At 68.9% G+C, this 21,677-nt stretch carries 18 protein-coding genes; 5 read left to right on the forward strand and 13 right to left on the reverse strand.

Features of this window, described 5'->3' with window-relative positions; genetic code table 11:
- Positions 1-18: 18 nt before the first annotated feature.
- Both Amac_RS02075 and Amac_RS02080 read right to left on the reverse strand, forming a co-directional pair.
- Positions 19-1,527, reverse strand: coding sequence for a carotenoid oxygenase family protein (locus Amac_RS02075; RefSeq protein ID WP_155352550.1), 1,509 nt, complete (start codon positions 1,525-1,527; stop codon positions 19-21).
- 99 nt (positions 1,528-1,626) lie between these two features.
- Positions 1,627-2,835 carry an acetyl-CoA acetyltransferase gene (locus Amac_RS02080; protein ID WP_155352551.1) on the reverse strand — a complete coding sequence of 403 codons (1,209 nt, stop codon included), beginning with the start codon at positions 2,833-2,835 and terminating at the stop codon, positions 1,627-1,629.
- Positions 2,836-2,884: 49 nt separating this feature from the next.
- Here Amac_RS02080 and Amac_RS02085 point away from each other — a divergent pair, with 49 nt between their 5' ends.
- On the forward strand, positions 2,885-4,087 hold the full coding sequence (locus Amac_RS02085; protein ID WP_155352552.1) for an acetyl-CoA C-acyltransferase: 1,203 nt from the start codon (positions 2,885-2,887) through the stop codon (positions 4,085-4,087).
- Positions 4,088-4,106: 19 nt separating this feature from the next.
- Here Amac_RS02085 and Amac_RS02090 read toward each other — a convergent pair whose 3' ends face one another.
- Complete coding sequence (locus Amac_RS02090) at positions 4,107-4,916, reverse strand: SAM-dependent methyltransferase (protein ID WP_155352553.1); 810 nt, start codon at positions 4,914-4,916, stop codon at positions 4,107-4,109.
- A gap of 264 nt (positions 4,917-5,180) precedes the next feature.
- Positions 5,181-6,368 (reverse strand): ROK family protein, encoded by a 1,188-nt coding sequence (locus tag Amac_RS02095; protein ID WP_155352554.1) that lies wholly within the window; start codon positions 6,366-6,368, stop codon positions 5,181-5,183.
- A 191-nt stretch (positions 6,369-6,559) separates the two neighbouring features.
- Here Amac_RS02095 and Amac_RS02100 point away from each other — a divergent pair, with 191 nt between their 5' ends.
- From Amac_RS02100 to Amac_RS02110, 3 genes are read left to right on the forward strand one after another with little or no spacing between them, the layout of a single operon-like run.
- On the forward strand, positions 6,560-7,777 hold the full coding sequence (locus tag Amac_RS02100) for an ABC transporter substrate-binding protein (protein ID WP_170322260.1): 1,218 nt from the start codon (positions 6,560-6,562) through the stop codon (positions 7,775-7,777).
- An 18-nt stretch (positions 7,778-7,795) separates the two neighbouring features.
- Positions 7,796-8,761 carry a carbohydrate ABC transporter permease gene (locus tag Amac_RS02105; RefSeq protein WP_170322261.1) on the forward strand — a complete coding sequence of 322 codons (966 nt, stop codon included), beginning with the start codon at positions 7,796-7,798 and terminating at the stop codon, positions 8,759-8,761.
- On the forward strand, positions 8,758-9,603 hold the full coding sequence (locus Amac_RS02110) for a carbohydrate ABC transporter permease (protein ID WP_155352557.1): 846 nt from the start codon (positions 8,758-8,760) through the stop codon (positions 9,601-9,603). Before Amac_RS02105 ends, Amac_RS02110 begins: the two co-directional genes overlap by 4 nt.
- A gap of 310 nt (positions 9,604-9,913) precedes the next feature.
- On the opposite strand, the gene Amac_RS02115 is transcribed toward Amac_RS02110, so the two are convergent.
- Positions 9,914-10,945, reverse strand: coding sequence for a hydroxyacid dehydrogenase (locus Amac_RS02115; RefSeq protein ID WP_246268020.1), 1,032 nt, complete (start codon positions 10,943-10,945; stop codon positions 9,914-9,916).
- Complete coding sequence (locus Amac_RS02120; RefSeq protein WP_155352558.1) at positions 10,933-12,339, reverse strand: aldehyde dehydrogenase family protein; 1,407 nt, start codon at positions 12,337-12,339, stop codon at positions 10,933-10,935. Before Amac_RS02120 ends, Amac_RS02115 begins: the two co-directional genes overlap by 13 nt.
- Before the next feature lie 271 nt (positions 12,340-12,610).
- Between Amac_RS02120 and Amac_RS02125 the strand changes: the two genes are divergently transcribed.
- A complete protein-coding gene (locus Amac_RS02125) occupies positions 12,611-14,398 on the forward strand; it encodes a DUF2264 domain-containing protein (RefSeq protein ID WP_155352559.1) in 1,788 nt (595 codons plus the stop codon).
- A 45-nt stretch (positions 14,399-14,443) separates the two neighbouring features.
- Here the strand turns inward: Amac_RS02125 and Amac_RS02130 are convergent, their stop codons facing one another.
- The 7 genes from Amac_RS02130 to Amac_RS02160 form a co-directional block, all read right to left on the reverse strand.
- Positions 14,444-15,121: an alpha/beta fold hydrolase gene (locus tag Amac_RS02130; protein ID WP_155352560.1), complete on the reverse strand. Its 678-nt coding sequence runs from the start codon at positions 15,119-15,121 to the stop codon at positions 14,444-14,446.
- A 26-nt stretch (positions 15,122-15,147) separates the two neighbouring features.
- The gene (gene trxA / locus Amac_RS02135) at positions 15,148-15,462 is read right to left on the reverse strand and encodes a thioredoxin (protein ID WP_246268023.1); all 315 of its coding nucleotides are present in this window, start codon (positions 15,460-15,462) and stop codon (positions 15,148-15,150) included.
- The gene (locus Amac_RS02140; RefSeq protein WP_155352562.1) at positions 15,459-15,833 is read right to left on the reverse strand and encodes a MerR family transcriptional regulator; all 375 of its coding nucleotides are present in this window, start codon (positions 15,831-15,833) and stop codon (positions 15,459-15,461) included. The genes trxA and Amac_RS02140 overlap by 4 nt, the downstream gene beginning before the upstream one ends.
- A 361-nt stretch (positions 15,834-16,194) precedes the next feature.
- The gene (locus Amac_RS02145) at positions 16,195-17,745 is read right to left on the reverse strand and encodes an aldehyde dehydrogenase family protein (RefSeq protein WP_155352563.1); all 1,551 of its coding nucleotides are present in this window, start codon (positions 17,743-17,745) and stop codon (positions 16,195-16,197) included.
- Between the two features lie 340 nt (positions 17,746-18,085).
- Positions 18,086-19,810: a glyoxylate carboligase gene (gene gcl / locus Amac_RS02150; RefSeq protein WP_155352564.1), complete on the reverse strand. Its 1,725-nt coding sequence runs from the start codon at positions 19,808-19,810 to the stop codon at positions 18,086-18,088.
- Positions 19,807-20,676: a 2-hydroxy-3-oxopropionate reductase gene (locus Amac_RS02155; protein ID WP_155352565.1), complete on the reverse strand. Its 870-nt coding sequence runs from the start codon at positions 20,674-20,676 to the stop codon at positions 19,807-19,809. Before Amac_RS02155 ends, gcl begins: the two co-directional genes overlap by 4 nt.
- Positions 20,673-21,509, reverse strand: coding sequence for a hydroxypyruvate isomerase family protein (locus tag Amac_RS02160; RefSeq protein WP_246268025.1), 837 nt, complete (start codon positions 21,507-21,509; stop codon positions 20,673-20,675). Before Amac_RS02160 ends, Amac_RS02155 begins: the two co-directional genes overlap by 4 nt.
- Positions 21,510-21,677 lie beyond the last annotated feature (168 nt).

Below are 21,677 nucleotides of genomic sequence, written 5' to 3' on the forward strand. Positions count from 1 at the left end.
TCCCTCCAGCGGGGGTGGTCAGAGCCGCAGGGCCTGGACCGGTGAGTCCGCCGCGCGCCAGCCGGGGATGCTGTCCCCGGCTGCCCAGGTGGCGTGGGTGCCGCTGGAGACGCGTTCCGGCAGCGTGATCCGCGCGATCGGTCCTTCGGCGATCCGGGCCGCGTCGAAGATCAGACACTCGGAGCGATCATCGTTCATGTCGGTGGTCAGCGTAACAACATAACCGTCGTCCTCAGCCGACGATCCGTTACGCGGGGCCATGGCGGGTTCGCTGCCGTAGACGCCCGGCGGGAGCGCGAACCGGTCCTCGGCGCCGGTGCGCAGGTCGTGGCGGACCAGGCCGTCGAACAGGAACCAGCCTTCGACGCCGGTGGCCGCGTAGGCGTAGCGGTAGCCGAGGCCGCCGAAGGCGCTGTTGAGCACGCCGAACTCGGTGATCGAGTCGGTCAGGCGTTCCTCCCGGCACTGGCCGGTGACCAGGTTGAGCCGCCAGCGGTGCAGCCGGGTCTGCATGCGGTCGAGCGCGAGGAACCGAAACATGCGCTGGTAGTAGCCGCCGTCGCCGGTGTCCTTGGGTTCCGGGTCGCCCTGGAAGAAGCCGTCCAGCACGATCTCGTCGCCGTCCTCGTAGGCGTTGACCCAGTGCAGGACGTAGGTCGGGTCGGCTTCGAACCACTGCACCTTGGTGCCCTTGCGCGGGATCACGCCCAGCCGGGTCGGCAGCTCGGGATGGAACCGGGCCGCGTACCGGCCGCGCGCCATCAGCTCGGGCTCCCAGAACATCGGGCAGTCGTTGAGGATGGCGTAGTTCTCGGTGAACGCCATGTCGTGCGGCAGCCGCGGCCCCGGCAGCGGGATGTCCACGTAGTGGCTGAGCCGGTCGTCCGCGCCGACCACCCCGTAGTGCATGTACGGCTCATCGGTGCCGTAGTTGAAGAACAGCAGCTCGCCGGTGCGCGGATCGACCTTCGTGTGCGCCGACACCCCGCACGCGTAGGGAAAGTCGCCGCCCCAGCTGGCCTTGCCGAGCGTCTCCAGCGTCAGCGGATCCAGCCGGTAGAGATCCCCGCACTGGTAGAAGCTGGTCAGCGCCACCCCGGCGTGCACGACCACGTCGGTGCTGGAAGCGTCCTTCATCCGCCCCCGCGCGCCCCACCCGTCCTCGCGCGGTGACGTGGCCGGGCGTTCCGCGATACCCGCCCAGAGCGGCTTGCCCGCCTCCGCCTCCAGCAGGAACCCGTCGGTGCGGATGAACCTGTTCCGGTAGAACGCCTTGCCGTCCCGGAACCCGATCACGTGCACCATGCCGTCCCCGTCGAACGGGTGGTAGCGCTCCAGCGCGGGATGTACCGGGTTCTCGGTGTTGCGGAGGTAGACGCCGTCGAGGTCGGCCGGGATCTCGCCGACCACCTCCAGGTCGTCCGCGCGCCACTCGGTGGTCTGCGGCCGCCACGGCCCGGTCCGGTACGGATGGTCGTCATCCTCCGGCAGGGTCGACAGGACGCGTCCGACGACGTCGACGTCCACGCACGTGCTCCTTTTAATTAGAAAGTCGTGATCTGGACAGCCGCGGCGGTGAGGAGCCTGGTCGGTGGCTATGCGGCTGTCTATGGGACGGGTTTCTGGTTAATACTCGTTACCGACGACGAAGCTGACCGTGGTGGTCGTGCTGCCGCCGATGTTCAGGGTGCCGAACCGGCGCGCCCCTTCGATCTGGTACGCCCCGGCCCGCCCGGTCACCTGGCGGGCGGCGTCCAGCACCATCCGGACCCCGGTGGCGCCGACCGGATGGCCGCCGCCGATCAGCCCGCCGCTGGGATTGACGGGGATGCGCCCGCCGATCTCCAGGTCGCCGTTCTCGACGGCCTTCCAGCTCTCGCCAGGCCCGGTGATGCCGAAGTGGTCGATGGCCGCGTATTCGGACATGGTGAAGCAGTCGTGGGTCTCGATGCCGTCGAGCGCGTCCACGCCGGGGATTCCGGCGCGGGCGAAGGCGTCGAGAACGGTGTTGCGCACGTGCGGCAGCACGTACGGCTCCGCCGCGCTGCGGGCCAGCTTCTGGGCGAGCGGCAGCCCGACCGTGCGGTGGCCCCAACCTTGGATCCTGGCTTTGGGCGCCTTCGAGCGGGCCAGGAATCGTTCCCCGACGAGCACGACCCCGGCCCCGCCGTCGGTGATCTGGCTGCAGTCGGTGCGGCGCACCCGGCCTTCGACGATCGGGTTGGCGGTGTCGTCGGCGGTGAAGCTGGCGTCGGTGAAGGTCCAGCCGCGGGTCTGCGCGTTCGGGTTGGCGCGGGCGTTGCGGAAGTTGAGCTCGGCGATGGCGTGCAGGTGGGCGTCGTCGAGGCCGTAGCGGCGGTCGTACTCGTCGGCGAGGGCGCTGAACATGTAGGGCCACATGAAGCGGGCGTCCTCGCCCTCGTGGCCGATCCAGGCGGCGGCGCCGAGATGCCCGGCCGCGTCGTCGCCGGAGACGGTGCGTTCCAGTTCGAGGCCGAGGACGAGGGCGGAGTCGTACCTGCCGGATTCGATGTCGGCCATGGCGGCGAGCAGGGCGACGCCGCCGGAGGCGCAGGCGGCTTCGTGCCGGGCGGCGGGCACTTCCCAGAATTCCGGCATGACGGTGGCGGGCATGCCGCCGAGCTGGCCCTGCCGGGTGAACAGCTGGCCGAAGGCGTTGCCGACGTGGATGACGCCGATGTCGGCGGCGTCCACCCCGGCGTCTTCGAGGGTTCCGGCCGTGACCGCCTCGGTCAGGTCGCCGAATTCCCGATCGTCCCGGCACCAGTTCCGGGCGAAGTCCGTTTGGTGGCCGCCCAGGATCCATACTGACATGGTTCCTTACTACAATAATGAGAGTGACGCGTCAAAGAGAGGCGTAACCGTGTCCGACGTCTTCCTGCTGGATTACGTGCGCACTCCCCGGGCGAAGGGCTCAGCCCGCGGTTCCCTGCACCATCAGAGCCCGGTGGACCTGGTCGCGGCGCTGCAGCGGGCTCTGGTGGATCGCACCGGCCTGGATCCCGGCGCGGTCGAGGACGTGATCGTCGGTTCCGCCTCCCAGGTGGACGAGCAGGGCGCCAACCTGGCGCGGACCGCCACCCTGCTGGCCGGGTGGGGCGACGGCGTGCCCGGCGGGACGATCAACCGGTTCTGCGCCTCGGGCGTGGACGCGGTGGCCCAGACCTCGGCCAGAATTCGCGCCGGCGACATCGGCCTGGCGGTGGCCGGCGGGGTGGAGAGCGTCTCCCGGGTGCCGATGTACAGCGACCGGGGACCGCTGTGGACACACCCGGAGACGGTCCGGCGGATCGGGTCGATCCACATGGGCGTGGCCGCCGACCTGAACGCCACCATCGACGGCTGGACCCGCGACCAGCTGGACGCGTACGCGGTGGAGACCCACACCAAGGCCGCCGCCGCCTGGGATCGCGGCGACTACGCCGGGTCCGTGCTCCCGATGACCCGCGCCGACGGCTCGGTCTTCGACCGGGACGAGCTGATCCGCCCGGGCACCACGGCGGAGAGCCTCAAGGCCCTCGCCCCGGCCTTCGGCGACCTCGGCCAGGACCCCATCGCGCTCGCCGCCCACCCGGAGGTCGGCGAGATCAACCACCTGCACACGGTCGGCAGCTCCCCCGCGCTGGCCGACGGCGCGGCCCTGCTCCTGCTCGGCACCCGGGCGCAGGCCGACCGGCACGGCCTGCGCCCCCGCGCCCGCGTCCTCGCCAGCGCGACCGCCGCCGTGGACCCCGTGATCATGCTTACGGCCGGCCAGGAGGCGATCGAGAAGGTCCTCGCCAAAGCCGGGCTCACCCCCGCCGACATCGACGTCTACGAGTTCGCCGAAGCCTTCTCCGCGCTCTGCCTGCGCCTGCGCCGCGACCTCGGCCCCGGCCCCGACCGGCTCAACCCCGGCGGCGGCACGATCGCCATGGGCCACGCTTTCGGCGCCACCGGCGCGATCATGGTCGGTGGCTGCGCCGACGCCCTCGAACGCCTCGGCGGCCGGTACGGCGTGGCCGCCGTCAGCGGCGCCGCCGGACTCGGCGTGGCCGTCCTGATCGAGCGGGTGACCGAGTGGTGACCGTGGCCCCGGAACGCGCCTAGGGTTTGCGGCCGAGACCTCCGAATTGGAAGACCTCGCGGTCGGTGTACTCGGTGGACGCGTCGGGATGCCACTGCGGCAGCGAGACGATGCCGGGCGGGAGCAGCTCGAAGCCCTCGAAGAGTTCGGCCAGCTGCTCCGGGGTGCGGAGCAGAATCTCGGTGGCACCGCTGGCGTTCCAGGCGGCGGCCGCCTTGTCCATCGACGGGCTGCTCACGCTGTGCGCGATCCCCAGGTAGCTGCCGGACGCGAGCGCGTCCACCAGCACGGTCACCGCGTCGTGGAGCAGGGTGTCGTCGGTCACGAATTCCAGCACGCCCATCAGCATCAGGCCGATCGGCCGCGCGAAGTCCAGCGTGTCGGTGGCCGCCTGCAGGATGGGCTCCGGGTCGCGCAGGTCGGCGTCGATGTAGTCGATCCCGCACTCCAGGCCGCACCCGAGCAGAGCCCTGGCATGGACCAGCACGATCGGATCATTGTCGACATAGACGATCCTGGCGCACGGGTTGACCCGCTGCGCGACCTGGTGGATGTTGTCCGCCGTCGGAATGCCGGTGCCGATGTCCAGGAACTGGTCGATCTCCTTGTCGCCCGCCAGGAAGCGCACCACCCTGCCGATGAACTGCCGTTCGGCCCTGGCGATGATCGGCAGATCCGGCATGAGTTTGATGATCTCGTCGCTGACCGCGCGGTCGGCGGCGTAGTTGTCGGTGCCACCCAGCCAGTAGTCCCAGACACGTGCCGGATGCGGCACCGAGGTGTCGATCCGGCGCAGCACGCGGGACAGCTCCGCCGACTGCTGGGTCATGACATCCCCTCTTTCGGTTCGGCTCTCCAGCCTAGACGAGCACCCCTCCACAGATGGGGACAAACAGCCCAAACAGCGGCAATTCACCCTCCAGTGGTTGTCCCAGGAATCGGAATATTTCCCCAGATCAGCCCTCGCGGAGGCGGTCCACGGTGACGCCGCGGAGCAGGAGTTCGGACAGGGCGGCGGCGAGCAGCAGGTCATCTGGCTCCCCTGGCTAGATCACGCCCATCCTACGGATCGAGGCTAATTTCATAACTTAGTTTAACTTGCCGCATGAAGGCGCAGAGGTGCGCTCGTGTCCAGGAACTCCTCCAGCACCAGAGTGGCCGCGCCGAGCGCCACCGCGTCGGGACCGAGCTCGCCCAGGATGATCGAGGTCGCGTTGCACGGCTGGGCGAGCGAGTTCGCGCGGGCGGCGGCCCGGATACCCGGCAGCAGGTCACGGCCGATCATCAGCCCGGCCCAGCCGCCGATCAGGATGCGCTCGGGATTGAGCAGGTTGATGAGGTTGGCCAGGCCCATGCCCAGGTAGGCCACGGTCTCCTCGATCACCTGGGAATCGCTCTCCAGCACCCGGCCGAGCGCGGCCTGCCAGTCCGTGGTGCGGGTCGCGACCCCGGCCCGGTCGAGAATGCCCTCCGCCCCGATGTACGCCTCCAGGCAGCCGCGGCCGCCGCACCGGCACTGCCGCCCGTCCAGCGCGATCTTCGTGTGCCCCCACTCCCCCGCGCTGTTGCTGGACCCCCGCATCACCACCCCGTCGGCCACCACGGTCGCCCCCACCCCGGACCCGATCAGCACGATCACCGCGTGCGCGGCCCCCCGCCCGGCCCCGAACCAGAGTTCGGCCTGCCCCATCGTCTTGGCGCCGTTGTCGATGAACACCGGCAGCGAGGTGCCCGCCCGCATCAGCGCCCCCAGCGGCACGCCGTCCCAGCCGAAGGTTTTGGCGTGGATGAGCGTGTCCTGGCCGCGTTCCACGATGCCGGGCACGCCGATGCCGACGCCCAGCACCCGGTCAGCGGGCACCCCGCCGTCGGCCAGCACCACGTCGATGCCCGCCAGGATCCGGCGGGTGACCAGCTCGATGTCATGGTGGGAGGGCCGCAGGCTGTAGTCGACCCGGGCCTTCTCGGTCATCTCCAGGTCGAACAGCTCGACCCGGACGTGCGTCTCGGCGACATCCACGCCGATCACGTAGCCGTACGCCGGATTGACCCGCAGCAGCACCCGCGGTCGCCCACCGTCGGAGTCCACCTGACCGGCCTCGACGATGATGTTGTCGGCCAGCAGGTCGCCGGTCATGGTGCTGATCGTGGCGGCGCTGAGCCCGGTGAGCCCGGTGAGCTCGTGGCGGCTGGCCGGGCCGTCGAAGTAGAGCGTGCGCAGCAACATGCCGCGGTTGCCCCGCCGCACGTCCCGGACCGTCCTGCGCTCCGGCCTCGCCATGCGTCTGCCTCCCCGTGCTTAGTTCAATACGTGAACCTATAGTCGCGACGCTCTCACCTCGGCCGCAACCGGGACGAAGCCAATCGACAAGGGTAGCCCGCGTTGCGTTACCAAAGCGTTTCCCGCGGAGGGCTGATCTTTTTTTGCATCTTACATTATCGTCTGTGCAACCCCCGATGAAGGAGATGGAAATGATCAGGAGAGTCACCGGCATCGCCGCGGTCGCGGCGCTGCTCGCCGGACTCACCGCTTGCGGCGGCTCCGAGGAGGCCGCAGGGTCCACGACCCTGACGTACTGGATGTTCCAGGACCGGACTCCGCAGGCGGGTGAAGTCGTCGAGAAGATCCGTACCGACTTCGAGAAGGCCAACCCGGGCGTCACCGTCAAGATCGTCAAGATTCCCAAGGACGACTACAACACCAAGCTGGGCAGCGCGGTGGCCGCCGGGACCGTCCCCGACGTCGGCATCCTCGACCAGCCCCTGGTCGCCCGGTACGCGCTGGACAAGACCATCGTCGAGATGCCCGCCGGCACGGTCAACGAGGCGGACTTCTTCGAGGGGGCCCTGAACACCAACCGCGTCGACGGCAAGCTGTACGGCCTGCCCGTCGACCACACCGCCGTCGCGCTCTTCTACAACAAGAAGCTGGTCCCCACCCCGCCCAAGACCTGGGACGAGCTCAAGCAGATGAGCGACGCCATCCACAAGGCCGACCCGAAGGTGGCCGGCATCGTGGTGCCCAAGGGCGACGGCTACGGCGCCTGGATGTGGCCGGGCGTGGTGCACGGCGCCGGCGGCGAGATGGTCGACGAGGCGAACAAGAAGATCCTCTTCGACCAGCAGCCGGCCGTGGACGCGCTGCAGCTCTGGGTGGACCTGCTGCCCTCCTCGCCGCGCGAGATCACCGACTCCGACCTGGCCTTCGCCAACGGCCTGGCCGGGATGATGATCTCCGGGCCGTGGGACGTCGCCACCATCAAGGACCAGTTCCCCGAGCTCGACTTCAACGTCGCGCCGCTGCCGTACAAGACGACGCCGGCCGGGAACATCGGCGGCGAGAACGCCGTGGTGTTCGCCAAGGGCACGAACGCGGCCCTGGCCTGGAAGTGGCTCGCGTTCCTGACCAACTCCGACAACAACACCCAGCTCGCGCAGGCGCTCGGCGGCTTCCCGATCAACAAGGCCGCGGCCGAGCGGGACGCCGCCACCTTCGGCGAGCAGCAGCAGGGCTTCCTGGAGCAGCTCAAGGTCGCCCACGCCCGCCCGGCGCTGCCGGACTGGATCAAGATCAACGATGAGTTCATCGCCCCCGCCATCGAGGCCGCGCTGAGCGGCAAGGTCACCTCCCAGCAGGCGCTCACCGAAGCCGCGAACAAGACGCGGGCCCTGCTCGGCTGGAACAGCTAACGCGGAAGCGAGGCAATCGTGGCATCTCCGGTGCTGGCCGAAAGGCCCGCCGTGGAGCCCCGGCCCGGGCGGCGCCGCCGCCCGGGAATCGGGCGCTCGGACCAGCTGATCGGGTGGCTGCTGATCACGCCCGCGCTGGTCTACTTCGTCGTCTTCCTGCTCTACCCGGCCGTGGCCGCGCTCTACTACAGCTTCACCGACTGGAACCTGCGCACCGCCCCCAACTGGGTCGGTTTCGCGAACTACACCGAACTACTCTTCAACGACGTCGAGTTCCCGCATTTCTGGAAATCGGTGCAGGTCACCCTGCAGTACACGCTGATCGCGGTGCCGCTCACGCTGGTCTCCGCGCTGGCGCAGGCGCTGCTGATCAACGCCATCCGGCGGGGCTCCAACACGTTCCGGCTCCTGCTCTTCCTGCCCGTGGTCACCGCGGAGGCGGCGGTCGGCGCGATCTGGCGCTGGCTCTACGACCCGCAGTACGGTTTGATCAACGCGGCGCTCGGCCTGGTCGGCATTCCCAAGCAGAACTGGCTGAACACCCCCGAACTGGTCATCCCCGCGCTGGCGTTCATCGCGGCCTGGCAGTGCGGCATCTCGATGATCATCTATTTGGCCGGTTTGAAGGGCATCCCCGAGTCGATCCGGGAGGCGGCCATCATCGACGGCGCCGGCCCGGTGCAGCGGTTCTGGAAAGTGGTCGTGCCGATGCTCAGGCCGACCACGTTCTACCTGGTGGTGACCGGCACCATCGCGGCACTTCAGGTGTTCGGGCTGGTCTATGTGATCTTCTCTGGCGGCGGCGGGCGGAGCGTGACCGGCGGTCCGGAACAGTCCGGGCTGGCTTACGTGCTCCACATCTACCTGTACGCGTTCCGGTATGACGCGATGGGCGCGGCCTGCGCGATGTCCTTCATGCTGCTGGTGTTGATCATGATCGTGACGGCGCTCCAGTTCAAGTTCCTGAAGCAGGAGGCGTCGTGATCGCCCGTCAGGTGCGTAAGGCGCCCATCTACGTGGCGCTGGTGTTGCTGTCGCTGGTGTCGGTGGTGCCGTTCATCTGGATGCTGGCCACCTCGTTTAAGCACAGCTCGGACATCTACACCAAAGTGCCCAGCCTGCTGCCCCTGGACAAGCAGACCGGCGAGTGGGCGGCGACGCTGGAGAACTACGACCATGTGCTCGGGATCGGCGGGCTCGGGCAGGCGTTCCTCAACAGCATCTGGGTGTGCGCGATCCTGGTGCCGGCCAAACTGCTGATCGACGCGCTGGCGGCGTACGCGTTCGCGCGCATTCCGTTTCCCGGGCGGGACAAGCTGTTCGTGGTGTTCCTGGCCGGGATGATGGTGCCGACGATCACGCTGCTGGTGCCGCGGGTGCACATCACGCAGGTGCTCGGGATGTACGACACGAGGTGGGGGCTGATCCTGCCCAATATCGCATCGGTGCTGGATATTTTTCTGTTGCGGCAGTTCTTCATGTCGTTGCCGGGAGAACTGGAGGAGGCCGCCCGGATCGACGGGGCCGGGCGGATGCAGATCTTCTGGCGGATCGTGGTCCCGCTCTCCAAGCCGGTGCTGGCGGTGGTGACGATCACCAGCTTCATCTTCCACTGGAATGATCTGGTGTGGCCGTTGGTGGTGACCAACGATCCCGAGCTGAACACCCTGCCGCTGGCGTTGCAGCAGCTGGCCAGCACCGAGTCGGGGCGGGCCTACTACATCATGGCGGGGGCCGCACTGTCGGTGATCCCGGTGATCATCGTGCTGCTGATCTTCCAACGGCGGATCATGCAGGGCATCGCCTTCACCGGCCTGAAGACCTGACCCGGGTGCCGACCGGAAGCCGGAAACACGAGCCGGGGTGTGGAGGGACACCCCGGCTCAAACATTTCATCCACACGAGCCCGGGGCGTGGAAGGACGAGCTGGCTCAGACACTCAACCGGGGCGTGGAAGAACGAGCTGGCTCGGACACTCAACCGGGGTGTAGAGACAACCTGGTTCAGGCATTTCCCCCATCTGCCTGCATTTCCCCCATCTGAGCGGCCCCTCTTGGCGCCGGGACGGCGAGAAGCGACGCGGACGCAAACGGCGCCGGATAACGGCGAGGACCGGCACCTGTCCCGTCAGATGTCTCAGGCGGTGATCGCGAGGACGGTCGGATCGACGGGGTGTTTCAAGGGCTGTCCGGCCAAAGCGCGGGACACCTCGTCGGCGGCTGATTCGCCCAGTCTGTGGAGTTCGTTACCGAGCGCCCCGGCCACGTGCGGGGTCAGGACGACGTTGGGCAAATCCCATAATGGCGAGTCCAATGGCGGGATTTCAGGGTCGGTCACGTCGAGTACGGCCGAAAGGCGGCCGGTGCGGAGTTCGGCGAGGAGGGCGGGTTCTTCCACGAGGGAGCCTCGGGCGGTGTTGATGAGGGTCGCGCCGTCGGGCATCGAGGCCAGCAGGCGGGCGGTGACCAGGCCCCGGGTCTCCTCGGTGGCCGGAGCGTGGACGGAGACGACGTCACAGGTGGCGAACAGGTCGTCCAGGGTGACCAGGGTGGCGCCGAGATCTTTGGCGGTGGCGGCATCGACGTACGGGTCGGAGAGCAGGACCGTGAAGTCGAAAGGTCTCAGCAGGGTGAGGACGCGGCGGCCGATCTTGGAGGCGCCGAGCAGGCCCACCGTTCGGTGGTAGTTGCCGATGGTGAGGTTCCTGCGGGGAAGGTTGAGGTCGGCGCGGGTGGCGCGGTATTCGCGGGCGAGCGTGGGGACGGCTTTGCCGGCCAGGAGGATCATGGCCAGCGTGTACTCGGCGACGGGGACGGCGTTGGCGTCGGCGGCGGAGCTGACCGGAATGCCGCGGTCGAAGACGTCGAGGCTGAGGTGGCCTTTGACCGTTCCGGCGGCGTGAACGACGGCTCGCAATCTGGGCGCGTGCGCCAAAGCGGCGGAATCCAGTCGCGGGCTTCCCCAGCCGGTCAGGAGGACGTCCGCCGCGCGGAGGCGGTCACGCGACCGCGCGGACTGGAAGTCGATCAGCGGATCGGTCAGATCGATCTCGGCGACCGCTTGGAGGCGCTCCGCGATCGGGGGCGGGAACAAGCGCGGCGGGAGATCGGGGAACATCGCGAGTTCGACGCGCGTTTGGACCCGCGCGCCCGTCGTCAACGAGTCCACGAGGGAACGTCGAGGGGCGTGCGCTGGACGCCGATCCACTGGCGGCGGGTGAAGCCGGGCATCTGGTTCTCCGCGCCGTGCCGGGCGTGGGCGTCGTTGACGTGGACCTCGCCCGCCTGGAGGCGCTCCGCGACGGTCATGCCGCGGATGAGGTCGGCGCTGAAGACCGAGTTCATCAACATCGGGTAGCCGTTGACGAGCGCGACGGCCTCCTCCTCGGAGTCGACCACGGTGATCGGGATGACCGGGCCGAAGATCTCCTCGGTGAAGGCGGGCATGTCGGGCGTGACACCGGTGAGCACGGTCGGCCGGTAGAACAGGCCCTCGTAGGTGCCGCCGGTGGTCACCTTGGCGCCCTTGGCGATGGAGGGCTGCACGATCGTCTGGTGGACGCGGTCGCGCTGGGTCTCGCTGATCAGCGGGCCGAGATCGACGTCCTCGCGGACGGGGTCGCCGACGCGGAGCGCCGCCACCCGTTGGGTCACCGTCTCGGCGTACCGGTCGGCGACGGAGCGCAGGACGATGTGGCGGCTGGCGCTGATGCAGGTCTGGCCCTGGAATTCGAGCGAGGCGATGAGCGCGCACGAGGCGGCCAGGTCGAGGTCGGCGTCGTCGAGGACGACGAAGGCGTTGGAGCCGCCGAGTTCGAGGCGGATCTGGCGCAGGTCGGTGGCGGCCGAGGCGGCGATGGCCAGGCCGACCTCGCGGGAGCCGGTGAAGTCGAGCAGGTCCAGGCCGCGGTGCTCGGCGAGCGCGTGGCCCGCGTCGGGTCCGTCGCCGGTGACCAGGTTGAACACGCCCGGCGGGAACCCGGCGTGGTGGGCGGCTTCGGCGAGGATCTGGCCGCCGAGGATGGGGGTGAGTTCGGCGGGTTTGAGGACGATGGTGTTGCCGAAGGCGAGGCCGGGGGCGACGGCGCGCATCGCGAGGTTGAGGGGATAGTTCCAGGGGGTGATGATGCCGATCACGCCCAGGGGGACCGCGCGGGAGAGGGAGAGCTTTCCCGCTTTGTACGGCTGGAGAATGTCGCCGGCGGACTGGGTGGCCTGAACCGAGGAGATGGCGAGCTGGCGCAGGCCCGCCGAGACCTCGTCCTCGGCTTTGGCGCGGACGCCGCCGGTTTCGCGCATGCTGAGGTCGATCAGCTCGTCGTACCGGCCGCGGAGGTGCGCCGCGAAGCGGTCCAGATGCGCGGCGCGTTCCGGGGCGCTGAGGGCGGCCCAGCCCGGTTGGGCGGCGCGGGCGGCGGCGACGGCGCGATCGACGTCGGCGGGGGTGGCCTGGGCGTATTCGCCGATCTGCTCGCCGGTCGCCTTCTCGCGTACGGGGGCGGTGGTGGCCGGGGTGAAGGCGCCGTCGATGTAGAGCTTGCCGGAGGCGAGGGAGGCGGTCATGGCGCAGATTCTAAACTTACTCGTATGCCTAAAATAAGGTCTTGACCACGGTTTTCTGGCCGACTACCGCGTCGATTTTTCCGGATATATCACGATCGAGGACCACGGGGCGTGTCGGGTGTGGCGACTTCTGATGATACTTAAAACTAAGTCTTGACAGCTCTGGTTCGGAGCGGCCACCCTTCCCGGTGAAGCGCATTCACCCACCGACCCCGGGGGACCCGCAGTGGAACGATCGGCCTGGTCAGTAGCTCTGGAAGATCGCGGGGAGATGCGGGGGCTGGTGCGGGAGCTGGTGGCGCCGCTGCTTCCCCGGTTCAGTTCGGGGCGTGCCCGGCTGCGGCTCGGGGGCAACGCCGCGCACTATCCGGACGCGGCGGCCGAGCTGGAGTCGTTCGCCCGGCCGCTCTGGGGGCTGGCGCCGCTGGCGGCTGGCGGTGGGGCTTTCGAGCACTGGGATCTGTGGCGGGAAGGGCTCGCCAACGGCACCGATCCGGGGCATCCCGAGTATTGGGGGGCGGTCACCGACATCGATCAGCGTTTGGTGGAGACCGCCGCCATCGGCCTCGCTCTGGCGCTCGCTCCCGAAACGATCTGGGATCCGCTCACGGGACGCCAGCGCGACGCCGTCGCCACCTGGCTTCAGAACGCGATGACCGTCAAGGCTGTCGAGAACAACTGGCAGTTCTTTCCTGTGCTCGTCGGGCTTGGGCTGAAGCGGATCGGCGTCGAGGCGGCTCCGGTGGCGGAGCGGCTTGATCTGCTGGAGTCGTATGGGGTTGGAGCTGGTTGGTACAGCGATGGGCGTAATCCGCAGCGGGATTACTACATCCCGTTTGCGATGCACTACTACGCCCTGATCTACGCCGCTCTGGGGGACGATCCTGCCCGAGCCTGCCGTCTGAAGGAGCGCGCGGCCATGTTCGCGCATGACTTCCAGCACTGGTTCACCGCCGATGGCGCTGCCGTGCCGTACGGGCGGAGCATGACCTACCGCTTCGCTCAGGGGGCGTTCTGGGGCGCTCTCGCCTTCGCCGACGTGGAAGCTCTCCCGTGGGAGGTGGTCAAGGGCCACCTGCTTCGCCATGTGCGTTGGTGGCTTAGTCATCCGATCCAGGACGGGTCCGGACTTCTCACGATTGGGTACGCGTATGCGCAGCCGCATCTCGCTGAGCAGTACAACGCGCCCGGGTCTCCGTACTGGGCGTTGAAGGCCTTTCTGCCCCTGGCCCTGCCCGAGACCCACGCGTTCTGGCAGGCCGGGGAGACCGCCGCGCCGCCCCTCCCGGTGACCAGCACCCAGCCGGATCCCGGCGTCACCCTGATGCGCTGCGAGGAAGGCCGCCAAGTGGTCATGCTGACCTCCAGCCAGCATCACAACTGGGTACGCCACGGCGCGGCCAAATACACGAAGTTCGCTTACTCGACCGCGTTCGGCTTCAGCGTTCCCGCGGGGACGTGGGGGTTGGAACAGGGCGCTTTCGACAGCACTCTCGCGCTGAGCGACGACGGCGACCATTGGCGGCCGTGCGAGATCCCCCAGGATCCCTCGGCGCATGCCGGTCTTCACTACTTCCGGTGGAACCCCTGGCCGGATGTGGATATCGAAACGTGGCTCATCGCGTACGCGCCTTGGCATGTGCGGATCCACCGCGTCCGCTCGGACCGTACCCTGCAAACCGCCGAAGGAGCTTTCGCCCTGAACCGCGACGTGCGCTGCCACCGGACCGAGACAGGGCCAGGGCACGCCCGCCTGCTGTCCCCCGCCGGGCTCTGCCAGATCGAGGACCTCGCGCCGTCGCCCGCGCGCCGGGGAGAGCTCGTCGCGGCGCTCCCCGGCACCAACGTGATGGCCCCCCGGACGACGATCCCCACCCTGCTCGCCGAACTCGCGCCCGGCGAACACTGGCTGGCCTGTGCGGTGCTGGCCCTGTCCGACCCACCGGTGGAATGGGCGAATCCCCCCAGCCTGACCCACACCCTTGCCGAGCAGGACCCGGTGGCCGCACGCCTGATCCGGTCGCCGCCTTGGCTCAGCGACCGCGCGCCCGGCGGATGACCTCCTCTGCCGTGAGCGGACGGACCTCGTGGGTGATGCGTGACGTCAATTCGCGTCCGAGTCGAGGAACGCACCCGCGACAGATGCGAAATCGTCAGGGGAATCCGTGTGAATGTTGTGGCCTGCGTCAATGATGACGAACTTCGCGTCAGGGATGATTTCGGCTACTTCCGCGAGGACCGCAGGGGGGATTAGGCCGCCGGATTCGCCGCCGCTGAGGACGAGCGTCGTGGCGGTGATGGCCGGCAGGCGATCCCACCACGCGGGGTCGGGGGCGCGAAGGCCGCGCCGGATCGGGTCGACCAGGCGCCAGTCGAAATCCACCGGTTCGTCGGGCTCGGGGAAGGAGTCCACGTGCACGGCCGGAGGGCGGCGGGGCGGGGCGGGTGGCTCTTCGAGGACCATGCGCCGGATCAGGGCCGGGTGCTCCTGCGCGATCCGGATGGCGATCGCGCCGCCCATCGAATGGCCGATCAGATCGATCTGATCGAATCCACGTTCTTTGATGAAGGCCACCACGTCCGCCACCATCAGATCGACGCTGTATTCGGCCGCGCGAGGGCTGCGGTCATGGCCTCGCGCGGCCAGGGCGAAGGTGTGCCGGTCAAGCCCGGAGACGAAGAAGTCCCAGGTTTCCGGACGGCTGGTCAGCCCGTGAAGCAGGAACAGCGGAATCCCTCCGGGCACGCCCCGCTCCACGTACGCAAGTTCGACGATGCTCATATCGAGCAGGCTAACGGGTGCCCAAATCAGATATGCGGGGCCAGATCGGCCAGAATCATCCGCTTGGGCTTGGCGCCCTTGATCTGGTGGATGATCTCACCGTCGCGGTAGAGGTTGAGGGTCGGATAGCCGAGGACGTTGTAGCGCATCGCCACCTCGGGATGGTCGTCGGCGTTGAGTTTGGCGATGATGAGGCGGTCGCCGTACTCGGCGTCGATCTCGTCCAGGATCGGGGCGAGCATCTTGCAGGGCGGGCACCAATCGGTCCAGAAGTCCACCAGGACGGGACGGTCGCTCTTCAGCACGTCCTCGTCGAAACTCTCCGTCGTCACTGTGATCATTGGGTTCTCCTGATCGCGCATCCAGGGCAGGCCTGCTTCAGCTGAGTGGCGACCTCGGTCCTCCGGGCGACCAGCGCCTGGATCTCCGCGTCGATCTCGGCCAGCTTGCGCTGGTAGACGGCGACGGATTCCGGGCAGGCGTTCCCTGACGCGTGCCCGGCCCGCAGGCAGGCGACGAACGGCCGGGCGTCCTCAAGCGTGAACCCCACGGCCATCAGCGAACGAATCTGAGCGACCAGCCGGATATCGGCCTCGTCATACTCCCGATAGCCGTTCGCGGCCCGCCGAGCCAGGATCAGCCCCTGCTCCTCGTAATGCCGCAACGCCCGAGCACTCACCCCCGCCCGCCGCGCCAACTCCCCAATCCGCATCGACCCTCCACCAGCACCCACCACCGGCGGCAACACCCACCGGCCCTCCGAACGTAAACGCTCACACCAACGTCAAGGTCAAGCCCCCACTTCCCACCACACACCGGCGGGAGATCGGCCGGGAGCGCCGAAACCGGCACGGACGCCACCTCCCGCACGTACCGGCGAGCGATGTCCGAGGGCCTTCCGCGACCATCCGTTCGTGAGGTCACGTGGGTAGCCGCACCGATATGCCGGTCTTGGCGCCACAAGGCCCATATAGGCACACGGAAATGCCTCGCGCGACGTCCACCTAATGACCGTGTCCGATGCCGCAGCGCCGGGTCCGTACGCCCGGCACCGCTTGTCGGACGTGAAGCGGCTAGGCGATGGCGCGGTCGGGGATGGTCGTGTAGTCGGGGAAGTTGCCGGGGAGGCGTTCGTCCTCGGGGCCCTGGGTGACCGCGCGGACCAGGAGTTCGCCGCCGACGAACGCCCCGCGCCAGGAGCCGCCGAGGCCGCCGAAGAGCTCTTCGCGGTCGCCGCGGGAGCGTGGCTTGTTGAGGCCGACCTTGAAGGCGCGGACTTCGGTGGCGAGACGGCGAGCGGTGCGGGCGTCGTCGCAGGAGATGGTCGCGACCAGGGCGCCGTTGCTGGCGTTCATCGCGGCCAGCAGTTCGGCCTCGGTGTCGACGAGCACGATCGTGTCCACGGGGCCGAAGGGTTCGGCGTGGAAGAGCGGCGAGGATCCGGGTGGGGTGAGGATCGCCACCGGTGCAAGGTATGCGGATATGTCCTGACCAGGAAGGAACCGGCCATCGTCGAGCGAGCCGCGGAACAACGGCACGCCGCCCTTGGCGATGGCGTCGTCGATCTGATCGGTCAGATCCTTCACCTTGGCGTTGTTGATCAGCGGCCCGAAGTCGAGCTCGGGCAGCGGATCGTCCGGCGACTCCACCGCGAGCGGATGCCCGAACCGCACCCCCTGCACCGCGGGCAGATACGCCGCCACGAACTCATGGAACAACGACCGCTGCACCACGAACCGCGGATACGCGGTGCACCGCTGCTTCGCGTAGTCGAACGTGGCGCGAATCTGCCGCGACAGGGTCTGCCAATCGCTGAAATCCCAGACCCCCCAGCAGTTGAGGCCCTCCTGCTCCAGCACGTGCCGCCGCCCGAGATCGGCCAGCGAGGTGGCGACCTGCCCACCCGCGTCCCGGCCTCCCACGAAGGAGACGCAGCCCAGCTCCTGCCCCCGCACCAGCGCCGGCGAGAGTTCGGCCCCTCCCCCGCTGACCAGCGTCAACGGCACCCCCTCCCGCACGGCCAGCGCACAGGCCAGGGTGAGACAGGACAGCCCGCCGTCGGTCGGAGTCTTCGCGATGGCCGCGTTGCCCGCCAGCGCCTGCACGAGCATGGCGTGCATCAGCACGCTCATCGGATAGTTCCAGCTGGCGATGTTGCTGACCGGCCCGGGCAACGGCACGCGCCCGGCGAGCATGCGCTCGATCTCCTCGACATACCACCGCACGCCCTCGATACAGCGATCCACGTCGGCGAGCGCGAGCCGCCACGGCTTGCCGATCTCCCACACCAGCAGCAGCGCCAGCAGCTCCCGATGCGCGGTCATCGAATCCAGCGCCGCGGTGACCCGCGCCTGCCGCTCGGCGAGCGGCATGTGCCGCCACTGCCGATGGTCGTCGAACGCGGCCCGCACGGCCCGCACCGCCGCCGACCGATCCAGCCGGGGCGGCCCCGCGATCGTCGTCCCGTCCACCGGCGTGACCCCCGGCACCGGCCTCCCGTCACGCTGCCAGATCCCGCCCCAGTGGTTGAGCACCCGGTCATCGTGAAACGCCTCCGGCGCCTCCGCGCAACACCGGCTGTACGCGTCCTGCCAGGACATACCCGGTTTGAGAACGAGCGGCATCAGGTCTTCCTTTCCTACGGATATGCGGCGAACCGTCACCATGGACGGAAGGTCGATCGGACGGAAGGTCGATCGGAGAGGCTGGTCAAAGTCGCCGGAGCGGTTTCAACCCTGAGTAGACGATCTCTCCCGCTTCGGAGGGGTTCGGGGTAAGCGGGAGAGGCGGGCTAGAGCTGGTCCCCCGCCCCCCATCTCCCCGGGTGGGGCGACTTGTCGAACTTCTTGAAGCGCGGGGCCGAGCTCGTCGGTGCCCGGGATCGACGCGAGCAGCTGGGCCAGGCCCACCGATTCGCCGACCTCCAGGCCGGAGCTCGCCTCCGTCGGCCGGGGGCGTTGACGCTCAGTCGGACCAGTCGATGGCGTGGGCGAGGCGAGGTAAGGGCTCGAACTCCTTGATGGCGTCGAGGGAGCGGCCCATGGCCGCGTTGGCCTCACGTTCGACCATGACCTCGACGAGGACGGGAAGCTGCTCCCGGGCGGACTCGACGCTCGCCCAGGCCAGGGCGCCTTCGAGATCACCGGGGGACTCGACGCGGCGAGCCGGGCAGCCGAACGCCTCCATGACCTTGACGTGATCGATTCCGCCCTCGCCATAGTGCAGGTCGACGGCGAAGTTCATGTCATACGGAATCTCCGCCTGCCTGATCAGCCCCAGATACTCGTTATTGATCATCACGATCACAAACGGGATCCGGTACTGCGCGGCCACCGCGATCTCCTCCATCAGGAACTGGAAGGAGTAGTCGCCCACAACCGCCACGACCTCACGATCGGGGAAGGCGCACTTGACGCCCATCGCGGCCGGGATCTCCCAGCCGAGCGGCCCGGCCTGACCGCAGACGAGGTAACGGCGCGGCAGGTAGGTGCGCTGGAACTGCCCCGACCAGATCTGGTAGAGCCCGATCGCGGTCACGAACGTGGTGTCGGGTCCGTAGAACTCGTTGATCTCCCGGAACACCCGGGGCGGCTTGATCGGGACGTCGTCGAAGTCGTCGCGCCGCGCCATCGTGTCGCGCAGTTCCCCGACCCGGCGCGCCCACCGGCCGGCCCGCTGCGGCTTGGTCCGGTGCCGCGCCTCGGCGGCCATCGCGGCGAGCGTCGGCTGGGCATGCCCGACCACCCCCAGATCGGGCTCGAAGACACGCCCGATCTGGGTCGGCTCGATGTCCACGTGAATGAACGAGCGGCCCTTCCGATACACATCGAGGTCGCCGGTGTGCCGATCCCCGAACCGCGCCCCCACGGCGAGCACCAGATCGCTCTCCAGGAACGCCGCGTTGCCCCACCGCGTCTGCGTCTGGATTCCCGCCATCCCCGCGAACAACGGGTGATCCTCGGGAAAGGCGCCTTTGCCCATCAGCGTGACCTGGACCGGCACCTGAAGATGCTCGGCGAGGGCCCGCAACTCGGCCGTCGCGTCAGCGATGATCACTCCGCCCCCGGCCAGGATCAGCGGCCGCTCGGCTCGGGCGAGCATGTCCACCGCCGCGCGCACGGCCGAAGGCGTCGGTTCCGGCACGTCCACCGGGAACGGCGCGTCCAGTTCGGGATCGTAGAGGCAGGTGCCCCGCTGGACGTCGACCGGCAGATCGATGAGCACCGGGCCCGGCCGTCCGGAGCGGGCGATCCGGAACGCCTCCCGGAACACCCACGGCGCCTGAGCGGGCTCCTTGAGCTGGACGGCCCACTTCGTCACGGGCCTGGCGATCTCCACGATGTCGACCGCCTGGAAGGACTCCTGATGGAGTTTGGCGCGCTCGGCCTGCCCGGTGACGCAGATCATCGGGATCGAGTCGGCGAGCGCCGTGTAGAGCCCGGTGATCATGTTGGTCCCGGCGGGCCCGGAGGTCCCGATACAGACCCCGACGTTTCCGGTCACCCGCGACCAGCCGTCGGCGGCGTGCGTCCCGCCCTCCTCGTGGCGCACCGTGATGTGCCGGATCGAGCTGTGCTGGAGGGCGGCGTAGAGCGGGAGTATCGCCGCGCCCGGGATGCCGAAGACGGTGTCGACGCCCTCGGACTCCAGGACCGCGACCACGGCCTCCATGCATGGAATCCGCTTCATGCGTTGATCCTTTCGATGACCTTGAGCAGCGCCGAGTGGTCGAGCGAGCCGTGGCCCTGGGCGCGGGCGGCGGCGATGAGCTGGGCCACGACTCCGGTGAGCGGCAGCGCCACGCCGGCCTCCCGGGCGGCGGCGATGATGATGCCCATGTCCTTGTCGTGCAGGTCGATCCGGAAGCCGGGGGCGAACTCCCGTTTGATCATGGAGTGCCGCTTGAGTTCGAGGATGCGGGACCCGGCGAGCCCGCCCGCGAGCACGTCGAGGCCGGCCGCCGGGTCCACCCCCGACGCCTCAAGAAGCACGATCGCCTCGGCGACCAGCCCGTAGATCCCGCCGACGACGAGCTGGTTGGCGGCCTTCACGGTCTGGCCCGCCCCGGACGGGCCCACGTGCACGATCGTCGTGCCGAGCACCCCGAGCACCTCGCGGGCGGATTCGACGTCCTCGGCCCGCCCGCCGACCATGATCGAGAGCGTGCCGTCGACGGCTCCGCGCTCGCCGCCGCTCACGGGGGCGTCGATCGCCCTGATGCCCTTGACCGTCGCGGCCTGGGCCACCCGCCGGGAGGTCTCCGGCCGGATCGTGCTCATGTCGATGTGCAGCAGCCCGGGCGCGCCGTACTCCAGCAGCCCGGCGCTGCCGAAGACGACCTCCTCGACCTGCGGCGAGTCGGGCAGCATGGTGATCACGATGTGCGCCTGCGCGACCGCCTCGGCCAGGCTGCCCGCCGCCTTCCCGCCGTGACTGACGAGCTCGTCGAGCCGCTGCTCGCTCACGTCGTAGCCGACGACGGTGTGACCCGCTCTGACCAGGTTCGCGGCCATGGGGGTCCCCATGATCCCGAGCCCGATGAATCCGATGTTCATCCGTTCCTCCAGGCGAAACTGTCGGCACTCGGGCCGGTGGGCCGGTACTCAAGACCGACATGACCCCGGTAGCCCGCCGAGACCAGCCGCTCAAAAATCTCCTGGTACGGCATGCCGCCCGACCCCGGCTGACCACGCCCCGGATCGTCGGCGACCTGCACGTGCCCGAAGCGCGAGACGCTCTCGTCGATCAACGCGAGCACGTCCTCCCCCATCCGGTGCAGGTGGTAGAGGTCGGCCAGGAACGCCACGTTGGGCACGCCGACCTCGTCGATCACCGCGAACGCCGCGGCCGAGGAGGTGATCGGATAGCGCGGGTTCTCATGCGAGTTGAGCGCCTCCACGACCACCACCGCGTCGATCCCGGCCGCGGCTTCGGCCGCGAGCAGCAGGTTGCCCAGCGCGACCTCCCGCTGCGCCTCTACCGGCACATCGGCGGCACGGTTGCCGTAGAGCGCGTTCAGCACCCGGCAGCCCAGCGACTCGGCCAGTCCCGCCGCCACCTCCACGTTGGCCCGGAACCGGTCCGTCGTGCGCGGGTCGGACAACAATCCGCGCTCGCCCGCGGCCATGTCGCCGGCGTCGAAGTTGAGCCCGACCAGCCGCACTCCCGCGTCGCCGATCGCCCGCCGCAACCGGTCGAGCTCCAGATCCGCCGGCACCGGCCCGTCGAACGGCCACCACAACTCGATCGCGTCGAACCCCGCTTTCGCCGCCGCCTCCGGCCGCTCCAGCAAGGGCAACTCGGTGAACAGGATCGACAGATTGACATCGAACGCGAACCCTCCGTCTCCCCCGGCGAACGGCACCTTCCCCCTCCCACTGAGCGTCACGAGCCCTCCACCAGAGTCCGCACCATGCCGTCCACTCCAACACCGTCCGCCCCAACCCACGGGCCCTTCCCGCTTCGGCGCGAGGTGACAAGCGCTCCAACCGGGGCCGCGCCACTCCCGCCGCCCCGGCCAACAGCCCTCCGCCCGCTTCGGCGCAAGCCCGCTACG

The sequence above is a fragment of the Acrocarpospora macrocephala genome, assembly GCF_009687865.1.
Classification (GTDB): domain Bacteria; phylum Actinomycetota; class Actinomycetes; order Streptosporangiales; family Streptosporangiaceae; genus Acrocarpospora; species Acrocarpospora macrocephala.